Annotated in this window: 16 protein-coding genes, 2 tRNA genes and 3 rRNA genes; 8 read left to right on the top strand and 13 right to left on the bottom strand. The window is 53.5% G+C overall.

Translation table 11 applies throughout. The features are described 5' to 3' along the window. From dkgB to gmhB, 7 genes are all read right to left on the bottom strand, one after another. Complete coding sequence (gene dkgB, locus AC6I8T_RS04155; RefSeq protein ID WP_497833525.1) at positions 1 to 804, bottom strand: 2,5-didehydrogluconate reductase DkgB; 804 nt, start codon at positions 802 to 804, stop codon at positions 1 to 3. Positions 805 to 974: 170 nt separating this feature from the next. Further along, positions 975 to 1,051, bottom strand: a tRNA-Asp gene (locus AC6I8T_RS04150). 74 nt (positions 1,052 to 1,125) lie between these two features. Beyond that, positions 1,126 to 1,241: ribosomal RNA gene (gene rrf / locus AC6I8T_RS04145) — 5S ribosomal RNA — on the bottom strand. 105 nt (positions 1,242 to 1,346) lie between these two features. Beyond that, positions 1,347 to 4,249 (bottom strand): 23S ribosomal RNA (locus AC6I8T_RS04140). A 214-nt stretch (positions 4,250 to 4,463) separates the two neighbouring features. Then, a tRNA-Glu gene (locus tag AC6I8T_RS04135) sits at positions 4,464 to 4,538 on the bottom strand. 90 nt (positions 4,539 to 4,628) lie between these two features. Beyond that, a 16S ribosomal RNA gene (locus AC6I8T_RS04130) occupies positions 4,629 to 6,170 on the bottom strand. Together the 16S, 23S and 5S rRNA genes with 2 tRNA genes alongside form the textbook arrangement of a ribosomal RNA operon. A gap of 381 nt (positions 6,171 to 6,551) precedes the next feature. Next, positions 6,552 to 7,112 carry a D-glycero-beta-D-manno-heptose 1,7-bisphosphate 7-phosphatase gene (gmhB, locus tag AC6I8T_RS04125; RefSeq protein ID WP_208724861.1) on the bottom strand — a complete coding sequence of 187 codons (561 nt, stop codon included), beginning with the start codon at positions 7,110 to 7,112 and terminating at the stop codon, positions 6,552 to 6,554. A 188-nt stretch (positions 7,113 to 7,300) separates the two neighbouring features. On the opposite strand from gmhB, the gene metN reads away from it, so the two are divergent. The 6 genes from metN to proS all read left to right on the top strand — a co-directional run bounded on the left by metN (position 7,301) and on the right by proS (position 12,874). Continuing rightward, positions 7,301 to 8,332, top strand: a complete 1,032-nt coding sequence (gene metN, locus AC6I8T_RS04120; RefSeq protein ID WP_208724859.1) for a methionine ABC transporter ATP-binding protein MetN — start codon at positions 7,301 to 7,303, stop codon at positions 8,330 to 8,332. Continuing rightward, positions 8,325 to 8,978, top strand: coding sequence for a methionine ABC transporter permease MetI (locus AC6I8T_RS04115; protein ID WP_013507970.1), 654 nt, complete (start codon positions 8,325 to 8,327; stop codon positions 8,976 to 8,978). The genes metN and AC6I8T_RS04115 overlap by 8 nt, the downstream gene beginning before the upstream one ends. Before the next feature lie 36 nt (positions 8,979 to 9,014). Continuing rightward, complete coding sequence (locus AC6I8T_RS04110) at positions 9,015 to 9,830, top strand: MetQ/NlpA family lipoprotein (RefSeq protein WP_013507969.1); 816 nt, start codon at positions 9,015 to 9,017, stop codon at positions 9,828 to 9,830. Positions 9,831 to 9,958: 128 nt separating this feature from the next. Then, a complete protein-coding gene (gene rcsF / locus AC6I8T_RS04105; protein ID WP_021184647.1) occupies positions 9,959 to 10,360 on the top strand; it encodes an envelope stress sensor lipoprotein RcsF in 402 nt (133 codons plus the stop codon). Beyond that, the gene (tsaA, locus tag AC6I8T_RS04100) at positions 10,357 to 11,064 is read left to right on the top strand and encodes a tRNA (N6-threonylcarbamoyladenosine(37)-N6)-methyltransferase TrmO (protein WP_208724857.1); all 708 of its coding nucleotides are present in this window, start codon (positions 10,357 to 10,359) and stop codon (positions 11,062 to 11,064) included. The genes rcsF and tsaA overlap by 4 nt, the downstream gene beginning before the upstream one ends. A 91-nt stretch (positions 11,065 to 11,155) precedes the next feature. After that, positions 11,156 to 12,874, top strand: a complete 1,719-nt coding sequence (gene proS / locus AC6I8T_RS04095) for a proline--tRNA ligase (RefSeq protein ID WP_021184649.1) — start codon at positions 11,156 to 11,158, stop codon at positions 12,872 to 12,874. Positions 12,875 to 12,908: 34 nt separating this feature from the next. Here the strand turns inward: proS and arfB are convergent, their stop codons facing one another. Then, positions 12,909 to 13,319 carry an alternative ribosome rescue aminoacyl-tRNA hydrolase ArfB gene (arfB, locus tag AC6I8T_RS04090; protein WP_208724854.1) on the bottom strand — a complete coding sequence of 137 codons (411 nt, stop codon included), beginning with the start codon at positions 13,317 to 13,319 and terminating at the stop codon, positions 12,909 to 12,911. 216 nt (positions 13,320 to 13,535) lie between these two features. Here arfB and AC6I8T_RS04085 point away from each other — a divergent pair, with 216 nt between their 5' ends. Together AC6I8T_RS04085 and rof are read left to right on the top strand one after the other, a co-directional pair. Beyond that, positions 13,536 to 13,736: a YaeP family protein gene (locus tag AC6I8T_RS04085; protein ID WP_497833524.1), complete on the top strand. Its 201-nt coding sequence runs from the start codon at positions 13,536 to 13,538 to the stop codon at positions 13,734 to 13,736. Next, complete coding sequence (gene rof, locus AC6I8T_RS04080) at positions 13,723 to 13,986, top strand: Rho-binding antiterminator (RefSeq protein WP_013507963.1); 264 nt, start codon at positions 13,723 to 13,725, stop codon at positions 13,984 to 13,986. The genes AC6I8T_RS04085 and rof overlap by 14 nt, the downstream gene beginning before the upstream one ends. A gap of 39 nt (positions 13,987 to 14,025) precedes the next feature. Here rof and AC6I8T_RS04075 read toward each other — a convergent pair whose 3' ends face one another. From AC6I8T_RS04075 to accA, 5 genes are all read right to left on the bottom strand, one after another. Continuing rightward, positions 14,026 to 14,334: a c-type cytochrome gene (locus tag AC6I8T_RS04075; RefSeq protein ID WP_036626609.1), complete on the bottom strand. Its 309-nt coding sequence runs from the start codon at positions 14,332 to 14,334 to the stop codon at positions 14,026 to 14,028. 14 nt (positions 14,335 to 14,348) lie between these two features. Further along, positions 14,349 to 15,650: a tRNA lysidine(34) synthetase TilS gene (tilS, locus tag AC6I8T_RS04070; protein WP_208724851.1), complete on the bottom strand. Its 1,302-nt coding sequence runs from the start codon at positions 15,648 to 15,650 to the stop codon at positions 14,349 to 14,351. 53 nt (positions 15,651 to 15,703) lie between these two features. Then, positions 15,704 to 16,093: a VOC family protein gene (locus AC6I8T_RS04065; RefSeq protein WP_208724849.1), complete on the bottom strand. Its 390-nt coding sequence runs from the start codon at positions 16,091 to 16,093 to the stop codon at positions 15,704 to 15,706. A 75-nt stretch (positions 16,094 to 16,168) separates the two neighbouring features. Further along, positions 16,169 to 18,319, bottom strand: a complete 2,151-nt coding sequence (locus AC6I8T_RS04060) for a lysine decarboxylase LdcC (protein ID WP_497833523.1) — start codon at positions 18,317 to 18,319, stop codon at positions 16,169 to 16,171. Between the two features lie 135 nt (positions 18,320 to 18,454). Further along, positions 18,455 to 19,414, bottom strand: coding sequence for an acetyl-CoA carboxylase carboxyl transferase subunit alpha (accA, locus tag AC6I8T_RS04055; RefSeq protein WP_021184656.1), 960 nt, complete (start codon positions 19,412 to 19,414; stop codon positions 18,455 to 18,457). Positions 19,415 to 19,424: the final 10 nt, after the last annotated feature.

Genomic DNA, 19,424 nt, shown 5'->3' with positions numbered 1-19,424 from the left:
TTAATCCCAGGCCGGAGCCAAACCATCCGGACTAACCAGACGATGCCGACGATCCAGGGCGTGGATCTTATCCATATCATCAGAATCCAGCTGTAAATCCTGAGCTTGCAGATTTCCGGCTAGGTTGTCGCGTTTGGTCGATGACGGAATGACGGCATAACCCAACTGCATTGCCCATGCCAGCACTACCTGCGCTGGGGTTGCCCGGTGCTTCTGTGCAATAGCCTGAATGACTCCATCTTTCAGCGCTTCACCATAGGCCAGTGTCATGTAAGAGGTGATGTGAATCCCCTGCTCCCGGGCAAACTTCACCACCTGCTCGTTCTGCAAATAGGGATGAAGCTCAATCTGGTTGGTAGCAATATTTTCCACACCGACCGCTTCAATTGCTTCTTTCATCAATGCAATCGGGAAGTTGGAGATACCGATTTGACGAGTCAGGCCCGCTTCTTTGGCGGCCAGCAGTGCCTGCATGCTCTCTTTTACCGAAACGCTGGCTCCCGGCGACGGCCAGTGGATCAGGGTAAGATCTACATAGTCGGTGCGCAGTTTCACCAGGCTCTCTTTAAGGCTGGGGATCAATTTATCAACAGAGAGATTTTCCACCCAGATCTTGGTGGTCACGAATAACGCGTCTCGTGCAACGCCACTTTCGGCAATCGCCTGACCTACAGCAGCCTCATTTTCATAGATTTGTGCGGTATCGATTGTTCGATAGCCAAGCTCAAGTGCGGTTTTAACCGAATGAATAACAACATCGTCTTGCAGACGGAAAGTACCTAAACCAAAAGCAGGGATTGTCATGATTTCCTCATCGTTGAATGAAATGTTTTCGATGGGAGCATTTTGACAGCTTCTTTATTGCTGAAAAATCCGCTTATAAGCAGAGGAATTTTGCGTTTCAGTCAATAATACGCTAAAGAAATACAGAAATGAAAAAGCCCTGACTTTTCAGTCAGGGCTAATCAAGAGAGTGGCGGTGCGGACGGGACTCGAACCCGCGACCCCCGGCGTGACAGGCCGGTATTCTAACCGACTGAACTACCGCACCACCGAATACTGCATTACCAGCGGGGTCTCGCTGATAACCGGTGTTACCTTTTCAGGTAAATACCTTAAATTGATGCCTGGCAGTTCCCTACTCTCGCATGGGGAGACCCCACACTACCATCGGCGCTACGGCGTTTCACTTCTGAGTTCGGCATGGGGTCAGGTGGGACCACCGCGCTACAGCCGCCAGGCAAATTCTGTTTATCCATACCGCCCTCGCAGGCCATACGAATCAATCCGTTCGAACAATGCTGAAAATTCTCGCGTCTCTCAACTCAAAACGCCTCTGGCGTTGTAAGGTTAAGCCTCACGGGTCATTAGTACCGGTTAGCTCAATGCATCGCTGCACTTACACATCCGGCCTATCAACGTCGTCGTCTTCAACGTCCCTTCAGGACTCTCAAGGAGTCAGGGAGAACTCATCTCGGGGCAAGTTTCGTGCTTAGATGCTTTCAGCACTTATCTTTTCCGCACTTAGCTACCGGGCAATGCCATTGGCATGACAACCCGAACACCAGTGGTGCGTTCACTCCGGTCCTCTCGTACTAGGAGCAACCCCCCTCAATTCTCCAGCGCCCACGGCAGATAGGGACCGAACTGTCTCACGACGTTCTAAACCCAGCTCGCGTACCACTTTAAACGGCGAACAGCCGTACCCTTGGGACCTACTTCAGCCCCAGGATGTGATGAGCCGACATCGAGGTGCCAAACACCGCCGTCGATATGAACTCTTGGGCGGTATCAGCCTGTTATCCCCGGAGTACCTTTTATCCGTTGAGCGATGGCCCTTCCATTCAGAACCACCGGATCACTATGACCTGCTTTCGCACCTGCTCGAGCCGTCACTCTCGCAGTCAAGCTGGCTTATGCCATTGCACTAACCTCCTGATGTCCGACCAGGATTAGCCAACCTTCGTGCTCCTCCGTTACACTTTGGGAGGAGACCGCCCCAGTCAAACTACCCACCAGACACTGTCCGCAGCCCGGATTACGGGCCTACGTTAGAACATCAAACATTAAAGGGTGGTATTTCAAGGTTGGCTCCATGCAGACTGGCGTCCACACTTCAAAGCCTCCCACCTATCCTACACATCAAGGCTCAATGTTCAGTGTCAAGCTATAGTAAAGGTTCACGGGGTCTTTCCGTCTTGCCGCGGGTACACTGCATCTTCACAGCGATTTCAATTTCACTGAGTCTCGGGTGGAGACAGCCTGGCCATCATTACGCCATTCGTGCAGGTCGGAACTTACCCGACAAGGAATTTCGCTACCTTAGGACCGTTATAGTTACGGCCGCCGTTTACCGGGGCTTCGATCAAGAGCTTCTCCTTACGGATAACCCCATCAATTAACCTTCCGGCACCGGGCAGGCGTCACACCGTATACGTCCACTTTCGTGTTTGCACAGTGCTGTGTTTTTAATAAACAGTTGCAGCCAGCTGGTATCTTCGACTGGCTTCAGCTCCGGGAGCAAGTCCCTTCACCTAATGCCAGCGTGCCTTCTCCCGAAGTTACGGCACCATTTTGCCTAGTTCCTTCACCCGAGTTCTCTCAAGCGCCTTGGTATTCTCTACCTGACCACCTGTGTCGGTTTGGGGTACGATTTCGTGTTACCTGGAGCTTAGAGGCTTTTCCTGGAAGCAGGGCATCAGTTACTTCACCACCGTAGTGGCTCGTCATCACGCCTCAGCCTTAAAGCATTCCGGATTTGCCTGGAATGCAAGCCTACACGCTTAAACCGGGACAACCGTCGCCCGGATAACCTAGCCTTCTCCGTCCCCCCTTCGCAGTAACACCAAGTACAGGAATATTAACCTGTTTCCCATCGACTACGCTTTTCAGCCTCGCCTTAGGGGTCGACTCACCCTGCCCCGATTAACGTTGGACAGGAACCCTTGGTCTTCCGGCGAGCGGGCTTTTCACCCGCTTTATCGTTACTTATGTCAGCATTCGCACTTCTGATACCTCCAGCAGACCTCACAGTCCACCTTCAGCGGCTTACAGAACGCTCCCCTACCCAACAACGCCTAAGCGTCGCTGCCGCAGCTTCGGTGCATGGTTTAGCCCCGTTACATCTTCCGCGCAGGCCGACTCGACCAGTGAGCTATTACGCTTTCTTTAAATGATGGCTGCTTCTAAGCCAACATCCTGGCTGTCTGGGCCTTCCCACATCGTTTCCCACTTAACCATGACTTTGGGACCTTAGCTGGCGGTCTGGGTTGTTTCCCTCTTCACGACGGACGTTAGCACCCGCCGTGTGTCTCCCGTGATAACATTCTCCGGTATTCGCAGTTTGCATCGGGTTGGTAAGCCGGGATGGCCCCCTAGCCGAAACAGTGCTCTACCCCCGGAGATGAGTTCACGAGGCGCTACCTAAATAGCTTTCGGGGAGAACCAGCTATCTCCCGGTTTGATTGGCCTTTCACCCCCAGCCACAAGTCATCCGCTAATTTTTCAACATTAGTCGGTTCGGTCCTCCAGTTAGTGTTACCCAACCTTCAACCTGCCCATGGCTAGATCACCGGGTTTCGGGTCTATACCCTGCAACTTAACGCCCAATTAAGACTCGGTTTCCCTGCGGCTCCCCTATACGGTTAACCTTGCTACAGAATATAAGTCGCTGACCCATTATACAAAAGGTACGCAGTCACACCCGAAGGTGCTCCCACTGCTTGTACGTACACGGTTTCAGGTTCTGTTTCACTCCCCTCGCCGGGGTTCTTTTCGCCTTTCCCTCACGGTACTGGTTCACTATCGGTCAGTCAGGAGTATTTAGCCTTGGAGGATGGTCCCCCCATATTCAGACAGGATACCACGTGTCCCGCCCTACTCATCGGACTCACAATCTGTGCATTTTCATGTACGGGGCTGTCACCCTGTATCGCGCGACTTTCCAGACGCTTCCATTAACACACAAACTGATTCAGGTCCTGGGCTGTTCCCCGTTCGCTCGCCGCTACTGGGGGAATCTCGGTTGATTTCTTTTCCTCGGGGTACTTAGATGTTTCAGTTCCCCCGGTTCGCCTCGTTAACCTATGTATTCAGTTAACGATAGTGCATAAATGCACTGGGTTTCCCCATTCGGACATCGTCGGCTGTTGCGGTTCATATCACCTTACCGACGCTTTTCGCAGATTAGCACGTCCTTCATCGCCTCTGACTGCCAGGGCATCCACCGTGTACGCTTAGTCGCTTAACCTCACAACCCACAGGCGTTTTCACGCATGCAGACTGCAAGCATTTGAGAGACTCGAACACATCGTTTTCATTTCTTATTACGGAGAAATGAAACAACGTGTCGTTTCAAATTTTCAGCTTGTTCCGGATTGTTAAAGAGCAAATATCTCAAACATGACTCGTAAGCCAGTTTTGAGATACTGAGCAGCGACACCTTTCACCTGTCACCAAGCAAGTGGCGTCCCCTAGGGGATTCGAACCCCTGTTGCCGCCGTGAAAGGGCGGAGTCCTAACCGCTAGACGAAGGGGACACATGAAGTGTCACGACTTCGCAGCCGTCTTGCTCATTACGTTTTCATCAGACAATCTGTGTGAGCACTTCGAAGGAAGGTATCTTCAGGTAAGGAGGTGATCCAACCGCAGGTTCCCCTACGGTTACCTTGTTACGACTTCACCCCAGTCATGAATCACAAAGTGGTAAGCGCCCTCCCGAAGGTTAAGCTACCTACTTCTTTTGCAACCCACTCCCATGGTGTGACGGGCGGTGTGTACAAGGCCCGGGAACGTATTCACCGTAGCATTCTGATCTACGATTACTAGCGATTCCGACTTCATGGAGTCGAGTTGCAGACTCCAATCCGGACTACGACGCACTTTATGAGGTCCGCTTGCTCTCGCGAGGTCGCTTCTCTTTGTATGCGCCATTGTAGCACGTGTGTAGCCCTGGCCGTAAGGGCCATGATGACTTGACGTCATCCCCACCTTCCTCCGGTTTATCACCGGCAGTCTCCTTTGAGTTCCCGACCGAATCGCTGGCAACAAAGGATAAGGGTTGCGCTCGTTGCGGGACTTAACCCAACATTTCACAACACGAGCTGACGACAGCCATGCAGCACCTGTCTCACGGTTCCCGAAGGCACTAAGGCATCTCTGCCAAATTCCGTGGATGTCAAGGCCAGGTAAGGTTCTTCGCGTTGCATCGAATTAAACCACATGCTCCACCGCTTGTGCGGGCCCCCGTCAATTCATTTGAGTTTTAACCTTGCGGCCGTACTCCCCAGGCGGTCGACTTAACGCGTTAGCTCCGGAAGCCACGCCTCAAGGGCACAACCTCCAAGTCGACATCGTTTACAGCGTGGACTACCAGGGTATCTAATCCTGTTTGCTCCCCACGCTTTCGCACCTGAGCGTCAGTCTTTGTCCAGGGGGCCGCCTTCGCCACCGGTATTCCTCCAGATCTCTACGCATTTCACCGCTACACCTGGAATTCTACCCCCCTCTACAAGACTCTAGCCTGCCAGTTTCGAATGCAGTTCCCAGGTTAAGCCCGGGGATTTCACATCCGACTTGACAGACCGCCTGCGTGCGCTTTACGCCCAGTAATTCCGATTAACGCTTGCACCCTCCGTATTACCGCGGCTGCTGGCACGGAGTTAGCCGGTGCTTCTTCTGCGGGTAACGTCAATGATGATGCATATTAAACATCACCCCTTCCTCCCCGCTGAAAGTACTTTACAACCCGAAGGCCTTCTTCATACACGCGGCATGGCTGCATCAGGCTTGCGCCCATTGTGCAATATTCCCCACTGCTGCCTCCCGTAGGAGTCTGGACCGTGTCTCAGTTCCAGTGTGGCTGGTCATCCTCTCAGACCAGCTAGGGATCGTCGCCTAGGTGAGCCGTTACCCCACCTACTAGCTAATCCCATCTGGGTTCATCCGATGGTGTGAGGCCCGAAGGTCCCCCACTTTGGTCTTGCGACGTTATGCGGTATTAGCTACCGTTTCCAGTAGTTATCCCCCTCCATCGGGCAGATCCCCAGACATTACTCACCCGTCCGCCACTCGTCACCCAAGGAGCAAGCTCCTCTGTGCTACCGTTCGACTTGCATGTGTTAGGCCTGCCGCCAGCGTTCAATCTGAGCCATGATCAAACTCTTCAATTTAAAGTTTGATGCTCAAAGAATTAAACTTCGTAATGAATTACGTGTTCACTCTTGAGACTTGATATTTTTTAAGTCCGTAGACTTTTGATATCAATCCTGCGAGTGCCCACACAGATTGTCTGATAAATTGTTAAAGAGCAGTGCGAACAGCGGGTTAACCGTCTGTCGCGAGGTGGCGTATATTACGCTTTCCTCCTTCAGAGTCAATCTCTTTTTCGAGATTTTTCTCTGGCGGGATGAATCACTTCGTCCCTCGCTGACCGTCTGCGTTGCCGCTTTGCCGTGTCAGTGGAGGCGCATTATAGGGAGACTCTGACGAAGCGCAAGCGTAAATTTCAACTTTTTTACTGTTCGGCTGAATTTTGTGCAAAAGGCCCGTTTTTAGCCCTTTTTAATACGTTCCGGCAGGTCAGCCAGGCTATCAATCACCCAATCCGCCGCCGCTTCGCCTTCCGCCGTCACCGGTTTACCGGTACGCACCAACACTTTCGTGCCTACACCAGCCGCCTGCGCCGCCTGCATATCTTCCAGTTTGTCGCCAACCATATAAGAAGCCGCCATATCTATATGGAGATGCTTCTGCGCCGACAGCAGCATGCCAGGCTGCGGTTTACGGCAATCACATTGCTGGCGATACTCTTCAACCGGTGCATCCGGCAGATGCGGGCAGAAATAGATACCATCGAGATCAACATCGCGATCCGCCAGGGACCAGTCCATCCACTCCGTCAGCTGCATAAATTGGTCTTCCGTAAACATGCCGCGCGCAATGCCCGACTGATTGGTGACCAGTACCAGGGCAAAGCCCATTTTTTTCAGCGCCTGTAACGCCTCAATGGTGCCATCAATAAACTGAAAATTATCGATCTCATGGACATAGCCGTGATCGACATTCAATGTGCCATCACGATCAAGAAAAATAGCCGGGACTTTGTTCGCCACGTAGAAACTCCTGCTGCAAAAATTGCCGGTCAGTATCGCATGATTGCGCATACTGAGAGAATGGCAGATTGAATGACTTTCATTGATTTAGCCGTCTGGATGCCTTACCATCCATCCAGATTTCACACGGCGTAGCCAGATGAAACCCGAAACACCACGGACAACGCAACACGATAATAATTAACCTAATGATTAAACTCGAAAATATTAGCAAAGTGTTCCAGCAAGGTTCACGCACCATTCAGGCGTTATCTAACGTCAGCCTGCATGTGCCTGCCGGACAGATTTATGGCGTCATCGGTGCATCCGGTGCCGGTAAAAGTACACTTATTCGCTGCGTCAATCTGCTGGAGCGTCCTACATCTGGCCGGGTATTGGTCGATGGTCAGGATCTGACCGCACTTTCCGAAGGTCAGTTGACACAGGCACGCCGTCAGATTGGCATGATTTTCCAGCATTTTAATTTGATGAACTCACGCACTGTCTTCGGCAACGTCGCTCTACCGCTTGAGCTGGGCAATCTTTCTCGCGAGCAGATCAAACAGCGCGTCAGCGAGTTGCTGGACCTGGTGGGCCTGGCGGATAAACACGATGCCTGGCCGGCGAATCTGTCCGGTGGTCAAAAACAGCGTGTGGCGATTGCCCGTGCTCTGGCCAGCAACCCTAAAGTGCTGCTGTGCGACGAAGCCACCAGCGCTCTGGATCCGGCAACAACCCGTTCCATCCTCGAGTTGCTTAAAGATATCAATCGCCGTCTTGGTCTGACCATCCTGCTGATCACCCATGAAATGGATGTAGTGAAGCGCATCTGCGATCAGGTCGCCGTAATCAGTAATGGCGAACTGATTGAGCAAGACAGCGTTAGCGAAGTATTTTCTCATCCGAAAACACCGTTGGCGCAGCAGTTTATCCAGTCAACCCTGCATCTCGATATTCCTGACGATTACCAGCAACGCATGTCGGCCCTGCCAGGAAATGACACCGTACCTTTATTACGCCTGGAATTCACGGGCAAGTCGGTGGATGCGCCTCTGCTGTCAGAAGCGGCACGTCGCTTCAACGTTAATAACAATATTATTAGCGCGCAGATGGATTACGCCGGTGGCGTGAAGTTCGGCATTATGCTGGCCGAGATGGACGGCAGCGAAAATGATACGCAAGCCGCCATTGCCTGGTTGAAAGAGAATCATGTGAAAGTTGAGGTACTGGGTTATGTCTGAAGCGATGATGTGGCTACTGGGACGTGGCATTTGGGAAACGCTGATGATGACCTTTGTCTCCGGCTTCTTTGGCTTTGTGCTTGGCCTGCCCGTTGGCGTTTTGCTGTACGTCACCCGTCCCGGCCAGATTCTGGCGAACGGTGCGTTGTATCGCGTACTCTCGGCGCTGGTGAATATCTTCCGTTCCATCCCGTTCATTATCCTGCTGGTCTGGATGATTCCCTTTACCCGCGCGATCGTGGGAACGTCGATCGGTTTACAAGCCGCGATTGTGCCGCTGACCGTGGGGGCCGCGCCGTTTATCGCCCGTATGGTTGAGAACGCCTTGCTCGAACTGCCCACCGGGTTGATCGAAGCGTCACGCGCGATGGGGGCCACACCGCTGCAAATCGTACGCAAGGTGTTGCTGCCTGAAGCCCTGCCGGGGCTGGTGAATGCCGCTACAATTACTTTGATTACGCTGGTTGGCTACTCCGCGATGGGTGGTGCTGTGGGTGCTGGCGGACTCGGCCAGATCGGCTATCAGTATGGTTACATCGGCTATAACGCCACCGTGATGAATACCGTTCTGGTCCTGTTGGTGGTGTTGGTTTATTTAATCCAATTCTGTGGCGACCGCATCGTGCGTGCTGTGTCCCATAAGTAAGCAAGCAATATCAATATTCTCTATTAAGGAAAGGATATGTCTTTTACATTTAAAAAGATTGCCGCTGTGGGCGCGCTGATTGGCGTGATTGCGCTGGCCGGATGCGATCAGAAAGCCAAAGATCCAAACCACATTAAAGTGGGTGTGATTGTTGGCGCCGAGCAGCAGGTTGCTGAAACGGCACAGAAAGTCGCGAAAGAGAAGTATGGCCTGGATGTTGAATTGGTCACCTTCAACGACTACGTTCTGCCGAACGAAGCCCTGAGCAAAGGCGATATCGATGTTAACGCCTTCCAGCACAAACCGTATCTGGATCAGCAGATCAAAGATCGTGGCTATAAGCTGGTACCGGTTGGTAACACCTTTGTTTACCCCATCGCGGGCTACTCCAAAAAGATCAAATCTCTGGATGAGTTGCAGAACGGCGCTCAGATCGCCATCCCGAATGACCCGACTAACCTTGGTCGTTCGCTGCTGCTGTTGCAGAAAGTGGGTCTGATTAAACTGAAAGACGGTGTTGGCCTGCTGCCGACCGCGCTGGATATCACCGAGAACCCGAAAAACCTGAAGATTGTTGAGCTGGAAGCGCCGCAGTTGCCGCGTTCACTGGACGATCAGCAGATTGCGCTGGCAGTAATCAACACCACTTACGCCAGCCAGATTGGCCTGACCCCGGCTAAAGACGGTATCTTCGTTGAAGATAAAGATTCACCGTACGTGAACCTGATCGTTAGCCGTGAAGACAACAAAGACGCTGAAAACGTGAAGAAATTTGTTCAGGCTTATCAGTCTGACGAAGTCGCGGAAGCCGCGAACAAAATCTTCAACGGTGGTGCGGTGAAGGGCTGGTAATCCCCTCTTCTCATGCCATTCAGGGCGGCTTCGGCCGCCCTTTCTTTTGCCGGTTGTGGCAGCTGACTTGTTATTTACGGTTGTCCTTGTTTCAATAACGCCACTTTTTAAAACATGAGGATGTTGCCATGCGTTTTTTACCGCTCTGCTTGTTGGCATTGATGCTGACCGGGTGTGTGCGTGAATATCACCCGATAAGCAGTGCTTCATCGCACCCGCAGCAGCAATCCAGCGAACCGGAACGCCGCCCTGCGCCCCGTCCGGCCCCGGTGAAGATTTACACGGACGCGACCGATTTGGTCAGCAAACCTTTCCGTGACCTCGGCGAAGTGTCTGGCGATGATTGCCAGAGCAGCACCCAGGATTCACCGCCAAATATCAATACCGCCCGTAAACGCCTGCAACTGCGAGCGGCGGGAATGAAGGCGAACGCCGTGCTGCTGCATAAGTGCGAAATCGTCTCCAGCACTCCGGGTTGCTATCGTCAGGCCGTCTGTCAGGGTTCTGCACTGAAAGTTGCCAATCAATGAGTGAGTTTGCCTTTGCGCAAATCGGCGTAATTCATTCGCCGTGGAAAGAGAAATTCGCCGTGCCGCGCCAGCCGGGTCTGGTGCAGGATGGCACCGGTGAGCTGCATCTGCTGCCACCTTACAACCAGGCTGAAGCGGTTCGCGGTCTTGAAGCGTTCAGCCATCTGTGGGTGCTGTTTGTTTTTCATCAAACTATGGCTGGCGGCTGGCGCCCCACCGTACGTCCACCACGCCTGGGTGGCAATGCGCGCATGGGCGTCTTTGCGACGCGTTCAACCTTCCGACCCAATCCGATTGGTATGTCGCTGGTTGAACTCAAAGGCATCCGTTGCGAAAAGCAGCAGGTCATTTTGCAGTTGGGCAGTTTAGATCTGGTGGATGGCACCCCGGTGGTCGATATCAAACCTTATCTGCCGTTTGCCGAAGCCTTACCGGATGCACGCGCCGGATTTGCCCAGCAGGCTCCCGAGGCAGCAATGCCGGTGCGTTTCTCTGCACTGGCGTTGACGCAAATTCAACAGCAACAAAAAAACCACCCCCATCTGGCACGCTTTATCAGCGATGTACTGGCTCAGGATCCGCGCCCTGCTTATCGCAAAGGTGAGGCAGAAGATCGTGAATATGCTGCCTGGCTGCTCGATTTTAATGTGCGTTGGCGCATTGATGAGGCAGGCACCGAGGTGATCGCTCTCGATCCGCGCTAAAACACGCTTTTGAGTGGCGGATCTCGCTGGTACACTAGCCGCCAGCAAAATTTTTTGTCAGTGACCTTCCGTATAACTGGAATCGTAATCAATGCGTACTACTCAATATTTGCTCTCCACTCTGAAGGAGACGCCCTCCGATGCGGAAGTTATCAGCCACCAGCTGATGCTGCGCGCCGGGATGATCCGTAAACTGGCTTCAGGACTTTATACCTGGCTGCCGACCGGTGTTCGCGTGCTGAGAAAAGTCGAAAACATCGTGCGTGAAGAGATGAACAACGCAGGCGCGATTGAAATCTCCATGCCGGTGGTTCAGCCTGCCGATCTGTGGGAAGAGAGTGGCCGTTGGGAGCAATATGGTCCCGAACTGCTGCGTATTAAAGACCGTCACGATCGCCCGTTCGTGTTGGGTCCGACGCATGAAGAAGTGGTCACTGACCTGATCCGTAACGAGTTGAGCTCTTACAAGCAATTGCCGCTCAACCTGTATCAGATCCAGACCAAGTTCCGTGACGAAGTGCGCCCACGCTTTGGGGTGATGCGTTCACGCGAGTTCATCATGAAAGATGCCTACTCGTTCCACACCTCGCAGGAATCGTTGCAGGAAACCTATGACGCGATGTATCGCGCCTACAGCCAGAGCTTCAGCCGTATGGGGCTGGACTTCCGTGCGGTGCAGGCCGATACCGGTTCCATCGGTGGTAGCGCTTCACATGAATTCCAGGTGCTGGCGCAGAGCGGTGAAGATGATGTGATCTTCTCCAGCGAATCCGATTACGCCGCTAACATCGAGAAAGCTGAGGCTCTGGCCCCGGCTGGCGAACGTCCACAGCCGACACAACAGATGGTGCAGTTCGACACACCAAACGCGAAAACCATCGCCGAGTTGGTTGAACAGCATCAGCTGCCGATTGAGAAAACGGTCAAAACGCTGTTTGTTAAAGGCACCGAAGAGAGCGGCCATGCGCTGGTTGCCCTGCTGCTGCGTGGTGATCATCAGCTCAACGAAGTGAAAGCGGAGAAGCTGGATATCGTTGCCGCACCGCTGGAAATGGCGACCGAAGCCGAAATCCGTGCGGTTCTGGGCGCAGGTCCGGGTTCCCTCGGTCCGGTGGGTCTGACCATGCCGGTGATTGCTGACCGTACCGTGGCGAAAACCAGCGACTTCTGCGCCGGTGCCAACATCGATGGCAAACACTTCGCTGGAATTAACTGGGGCCGTGACTTGCCGGAACCGCGTGTCGAAGATATTCGCAACGTGGTGGAAGGCGATCCCAGCCCGGACGGTAAAGGCACGCTGCTGATCAAACGTGGTATCGAAGTGGGTCACATCTTCCAGCTCGGCACCAAATATTCCGATGCGCTGAAAGCGGCGGTGCAAGGCGAAGATGGTCGTAACCAAATCATGACCATGGGCTGCTACGGTATCGGTATCACCCGCGTGGTGGCGGCGGCAATTGAGCAGAACCATGACGAGCGTGGCATCATCTGGCCGGCAGCCCTGGCACCGTTCGAAGTGGCGATTCTGCCAATGAACATGCACAAATCTTTCCGTGTGAAAGAAGTCGCGGATGATCTGTACAACGCGCTGCGTGCCAAAGGCATTGACGTGATTCTGGATGACCGTAAAGAGCGTCCGGGCGTGATGTTTGCCGATATGGAACTGATTGGTGTACCGCATACCATCGTGATCGGCGATCGCAACCTCGATAATGAAGAGATCGAGTACAAAGCGCGTTCCGCCAGCGAGAAAGAGATGATTAAGCACAGCGAAATCGTCGAATTCCTGGCAAAAGCCCTGAACAAGTAATCTCCCAGAGCGCCTCTGACCAGAGGCGCTTTTTTTAACGCACTTTTCCCCGCAGCGCCTTGGTATTACTTCGCCGCGCTTTGCCGTCCAGTCGTCGTTCTTTCGATGCCCGGGTGGGACGAGTGGCGCGCCTCACTTTTTCCACCGTTGTCAGTTCCCGAATTAAATTAATCAACCGCTGTAACGCAGCTTCGCGATTCATCTCCTGGCTACGATATTCCTGCGCTTTGATAATCACCACGCCATCCTCGGTGATCAAATGGTGACGCGCGGCCAGCAGACGCTCTTTATAAAATGGCGGCAATGATGACGCATTGATATCAAAACGCAGGTGGATGGCGGTCGAGGTTTTATTGACATGCTGCCCACCAGCGCCCTGCGCACGGATGGCACTCAACTCGACCTCATTTTCCGGCAGTGAAACCGAACGTGACAATACAATCATGTGATACCTGCCGCAGGAAGGGTTCCTGTACTGCGTAATGACCTGTCCATTAACTTAACCTTTTGTGCGCTGTGCAGACGCTTAACAGCAGCGAATTTTGCCACTTTTCTGCTTTTCTCTGAATGCTTCGCGCTGTTCACTGGCTGATTTCAGTGAATTGCCTGTGATATAGTCTCCTATCAACCAGAGTATTGAAACTCTGCTGAGGAGGTGAATGTGCAAAAGTATAGTGAGTTAGTTCGCCAGAAGTATGCCGAAATTGGCAGCGGCGACCTGGGTTATGTGCCAGATGCCATTGGATGCGCGCTGAATGCACTCAATGATATTGCCGCTAATTCTGCGCTAAACTCTTCTGTCAGGGAACAGGCAGCCTATGCCGCTGCAAACTTATTGGTGAGCGACTATGTTGACGAATGAAGCCTACAAACCCATCAACTGCGATGACTACGACAACCTGGAACTCGCCTGCCAAAAACACTGGACGCTTGCGCTCGAATTAAAAAACGGTGATCAGCTCAAGGCGAAAGCCGTGGACATGATTTCACGCAAAAACGTCGAGTATCTTGCGGTCGACCTCTCCGGCGAAACACGCGAGCTGCGGCTCGATCACATCGCCAGCTTCAGCCACCCTGAGCTGGGCACCGTTATCGTCAGCGAAGACGAGTAACCTTCCTACGGGCGGGAAATCCCTCTCCCGCCCCCCTCGCTATGGCTGTAGCGAGCTGTAATACGCCGACAGATCTTCCATATCCTGATCGCTTAACCCGGCTACAAACGCTTTCATTACCTCAGCCTGCCCCCCACTGCGCTCCCCTTTTTTGTAGGCTTGTAACGAGTGCAGCAGATAAGGTGCGTGCTGCCCGGCCAGATTAGGATACAAAGGCACGGCGCTTTTTCCTTCCGCACCATGACAAGCCAGACAACTGGCCGCTTTTTGCGCCCCGGCCTTAATATCACCGTCGGCCAGCGCCGGCAGTGCCACGGCGAAAAGTGCCGCCGCGATCCAGTGTTTCATCATTGCTCTCCGTTTTATTGTTGTTGTAACCAGACCGCCGTCCAGCCTTGCTCATTGCTGGCCGCACCTTCACGGGTGATAAAAAATCCCGGCGCGCAAATTAACGTCTGGTTGTAGTAAATCAGTGGGATCCGTTCACGCTGCCAGGGCGGAACACCCAGCTCCTGCCACAGCTTTTTCACTTCACGTCCCCCCGCCCGCTCGATCAGGTGGAAATAGCCCTGGGCCTTAAAACGCACGCTCACCTGCTCATCATCGGTCGGGTAACGTAGCCGCGGGCTATCATGGCTTGCCTGTAACTCCCCGAGCGGTTCGGGCAAACGCAAGGGTTGCGAGAGGTCATGCCAGGTAAGTGAGTGCTGACTGAGGGAAGGTTGAGGCACTAGCCAGTACAGGTGCTGGCGATAACGGCGCAGTTCAAAAGCACCAAAATGCAGGCAGGGTTGGGCATCTTCCCGACTCTGCATCACTTCACGGGTGATGCGCAGCAATGCATCGCGTGAGGGCATGGTTCCGCCCTGCTGCGCAATCCAGCGCCGCAGCAGCGCATGACGACGCGCTTCCTGCATGCTCAACAACGGCGTGAAGTTAAGTCGCCCCAGCTCATCCGTGAGTTGTGCCAATTGTTCCGCCAGCAACGCGTCCAGCAGTTGTTCCTGTTCACCACATAACGCGGCGCTGCGTGCAGCCGCAGCGCTGAAATGCGGCCAGCGAGCATGCAATAACGGGAGTACCTGCTGGCGCAGAAAATTTCTGTCGTAGCGGCAATCCGCGTTGCTCTCGTCTTCGATCCAACGCAACTGATGCTCTGTCGCCCAACTTTCAAGTTGCTGACGACTGAAGGTCAACAATGGCCGCAGATGGGTGTTTTCCCCCACGATACGTTGTGATGGCATCGCGGCCAGGCCCGCCGGGCCACTGCCACGCTTTAGGGCCAGCAGCAGGGTTTCACACTGATCATCAAGATGCTGGGCGGTAAGTAAGTACTCACCGGGTTGCAGGTGTTGAAACAACGCCTGATAACGTGCATCGCGCGCTGCCGCTTCTATCCCCTGCTCATGCCCATCCACCTGCACTCGCAACACCTCACAGGGGACTTGCCACTGCTGGCAAAGGTGCTGGCAATGTGCTGCCCAACTATCAGCATTGGGGCTTAAACCATGATGGACATGCAATGCGCGCAGTTGAAACTGTGGATGTTGTCGTTGCCAGCAAACCAGTTGATGCAACAACACGGTGGAATCCAGCCCACCGCTGAACGCCAGCACGCAGCGGGCATCGGGTGTCAGCAGTGCAGCAAGATGGGACAAAGACATGGCGCAATCCGTAAGGGCGAACCGCCCGATTGCGGCTCGCGATGGGCGCTATTTTACGCCTGATATAGCTCCAGCGGCAAACCATCGGGGTCAGAGAAGAAGGTACAGGTTTTATCGGTCAACGCATCAATACGAATCGGTTCGCAAACCACCCCCTTCTCAGCCAGCGCCGCGACCGATTGTTCCACATCCTCAACACAAAATGCCAGATGACGTAAGCCACAGGCTTCCGGCTGACTGACGCGTGCTGGCGGTGACGGGAAGGAGAACAGTTCGATAGTGTAGACACCATTCAGCCCGAGATCCCCTTTCCACGAATCACGCTCTGCACGATAAAACTCCCCCAGCAATTCAAAGCCCAGCACATCACAATAGAATGCCTTACTGCGCGCATAATCGGTGGCGATAATGGCAATGTGGTGGATCTGTTTAATCTGTAGCATAGTGGCTCCGGTTATCGGCTTAGCCGCTTACCTTACGTGGCAGGCGGCCTGCTGAAAAGAGGCTTTTGTCCGAACTTAATGGTCGTTCTCGCCTTTAAGCACCCGTACCAGATAACGCCCATCCTCGGTCAACGTCGCGCCGTGAATGTCCGTTTCGAAACCGGGGTAGTGCCGCCCGATAGTGCAGAGCATCAACAGAAAATCGAGCACCGCGCGACTCTGCTCAGTGATCATTTCTCCCGGCATCACCAAAGGGACACCTGGCGGATAGGGCAAAATCATATTGGCGGAGATGCGTCCCACCAGCTCGCGGATATCGACCGTTTCCACCAGGCCTTTTACCTGCTGTTGAAATGCCTGATGCGGAGTCATCATCATCTCTGGCAACACGTCAAAAGCTTTGAGCATCAGGCGCGGCAGATCGTGTTGCAGGATCAACTGATGGATGCCCTGGGCCAGCGTCTGAATACGCATGTTGCGATAGAAATCAGGATCTTCGGCGTAGAGATCCGGCAACATGTTTTTTACCCGCAGATTTAGATCATAAGCGCGCTTAAATTCGGTCAGGCCACGCAGCACGCTCATCGCTTTGGTCTTATCGATACCAATACTGAACAGGAACAGCAGGTTATACGGACCGGTTTTTTCCACCACCACGCCACGCTGGTCGAGGAATTTTGCCACCAGCGCCGCCGGAATCCCCTCTTCCGCCATCCCCCCCAGCTCGCTCATTCCTGGCGTCAGGATGGTTACCTTAATCGGATCAAGGTACATATGATCGCGGTCGGCCTGGGTAAAACCGTGCCAGTCTTCCTCACCCGGCTGGATCGGCCAGCATTCCGCTTCATCCACTTTTTCCGGCTGCCAGATATCAAAGAACCACCCCTCTGACTCTTCACGCAAACGCTGGATCTCACGCCGGAAATGCAACGCCCGTTCTACCGAACGATTGATCAGGCGCTTACCCGGATTGCCGCGCAACATCGCCGCCGCCGTCTCAATCGACGAGACAATGGCGTAATTTGGCGAGGTGGTGGTATGCATCATGTAGGCTTCGTTAAAGGTCTGCTCATCGTAATCACCTTTGATGTGAATAAGCGACGCCTGGGAAAATGCCGCCAGCAGTTTATGCGTTGATTGCGTTTCGTAGAACACTTTACCCGGCACCCGATCGCCACTCATGCCACTTTTTCCGTCATAGATCGGATGGAAATTGGTATAGGGCACCCACGCGGAATCGAAGTGGATCGACGGCACATCCAGCGTCTGTTTGATGTATTGCGTGTTGTACAGTAAGCCATCGTAGGTTGAGTTAGTGATCACCGCATGCACCGGCCAACTGGCGCGCGGCGTGCTTTCCACTTTCTGCTGGATGCTGTCGCGGGTGAACTCCCGCTTGGGAATACCGCCAAGAATGCCAAGCGCGTTGCGCGTTGGCTTCAGCCAGAGCGGGATAATGTCGCTCATCATCAACAGATGGGTCAGGGATTTATGGCAGTTGCGGTCAATCAAGACCGTGCTACCCGCTGGAGCCGCATACATGCCCACGATCTTATTCGAGGTCGAGGTGCCATTGGTCACCATATAGCTTTGCTCAGCACCAAAAGTCCGCGCGACGTACTCCTCAGCTTCCAGATGCGGGCCGGTGTGATCAAGCAGGGAACCCAGTTCCGTCACTGAAATGGAGATATCCGCTTTTAACGTATTCGCGCCAAAAAAGTCGTAGAACAAACTTCCCACCGGGCTTTTCTGAAACGCAGTTCCCCCCATATGCCCTGGAGTACAGAAGGTGTACTTGCCCTCATTGACATAGGTGAACAGCGCTTTGGTCAGTGGCGGTGTGATTTTGTCGATGTATTCGTCGGTGTACTGGCGGATATGCAACGCGATATCGTCAGCCATGCTGAGCGCGTATTCGAAGAAATGCAACGCCATGCGCATCTCGTTAATGCTGACATCCATTTGTGAATGGGTGTTGATAAACGCGTACAGCGGCAGATATTCATTGAGCTGATTGATTTCACTGCACAGCGCCAGACTGTAATCGTCCCAGTCAAAAACCACGCCACAGATGCGCGGGTTATGTTCAATCAGCTTCAGCAGGTCGCTGGCATTGGTGGGATAGACGGTCTGGAAACCTTGCAGCTTCAGTGCAGCATCCAGTTCACGAATGGGTTCATCTTTGTAGAAAACCCCGTGCGGTCCCATGATCGCAAGAATATTCAATGCTCACCTCCTGTGGTGTTGTGGCACTGAATAAGGATAGCGAAAAGCGGGGGCGGATTACCGTCAGAATGCTCTGCTGTTGCGCAGGCATAAAAAAAGCGGACCGAAGTCCGCTTTTTTTTGATCATCAGCTTATCAGGCGTAGCCGTAGCTCATCAGACGCTGATAACGACGGTTCAGCAGCTCTTCGGTGCTGAGAACATCGAGATCGGCCAGATCAGCCAGCAGCTGCTTTTTCAGTGCTTCGGCCATATCCACCGGCTGACGGTGCGCACCACCCAGCGGTTCCGGGATGATGGAGTCGATCAGTTTCAACTCTTTCAGACGATCAGCGGTGATGCCCATTGCTTCTGCCGCCAGCGGTGCTTTGTCAGCGCTTTTCCACAGAATGGAGGCACAGCCTTCCGGTGAGATCACCGAATAGGTGCTGTACTGCAACATGTTGACCTTATCGCCCACACCAATCGCCAGTGCACCACCTGAGCCGCCTTCGCCGATCACGGTACAAATTACCGGGATTTTCAGGCCAGACATCTCGCGCAGGTTACGGGCAATCGCTTCCGACTGACCACGTTCCTCTGCACCAACGCCCGGATATGCACCCGGGGTGTCGATGAAGGTGATCAACGGCATCTTAAAGCGTTCAGCCATCTCCATCAGGCGCAGCGCTTTACGGTAGCCCTCTGGTGCTGGCATACCGAAGTTGCGACGAATTTTCTCTTTGGTTTCACGGCCTTTCTGATGACCAATGATCATCACCGGACGGCCATCGAGACGGGCGATACCACCGACAATCGCTTTATCATCGGCATAGGCACGATCGCCAGCCAGCTCGTCAAAATCATCAAAGGCATTGCGGACATAGTCCAGCGTATAAGGACGCAGCGGGTGACGCGCCAGTTGCGCGACCTGCCATGCACCCAAATCGGAGAAGATTTTACGTGTCAGCTCTACGCTTTTTTCGCGCAGACGCTGCACTTCTTCGTCCAGATTAATATCGTGTTTCTCATCCTGACGGCCAATCGATTTCAGCGAGTCGATTTTCGCTTCCAGTTCTGCGATTGGCTGTTCAAAATCCAGGTAATTAAGACTCATAATGTTCCTG

This window comes from Pantoea sp. X-Soil-OKNW-556 (assembly GCF_059730695.1).
The sequence above is the reverse complement of the archived record's forward strand: the minus strand, read 5'-3'. Positions and strand labels throughout refer to the sequence as shown.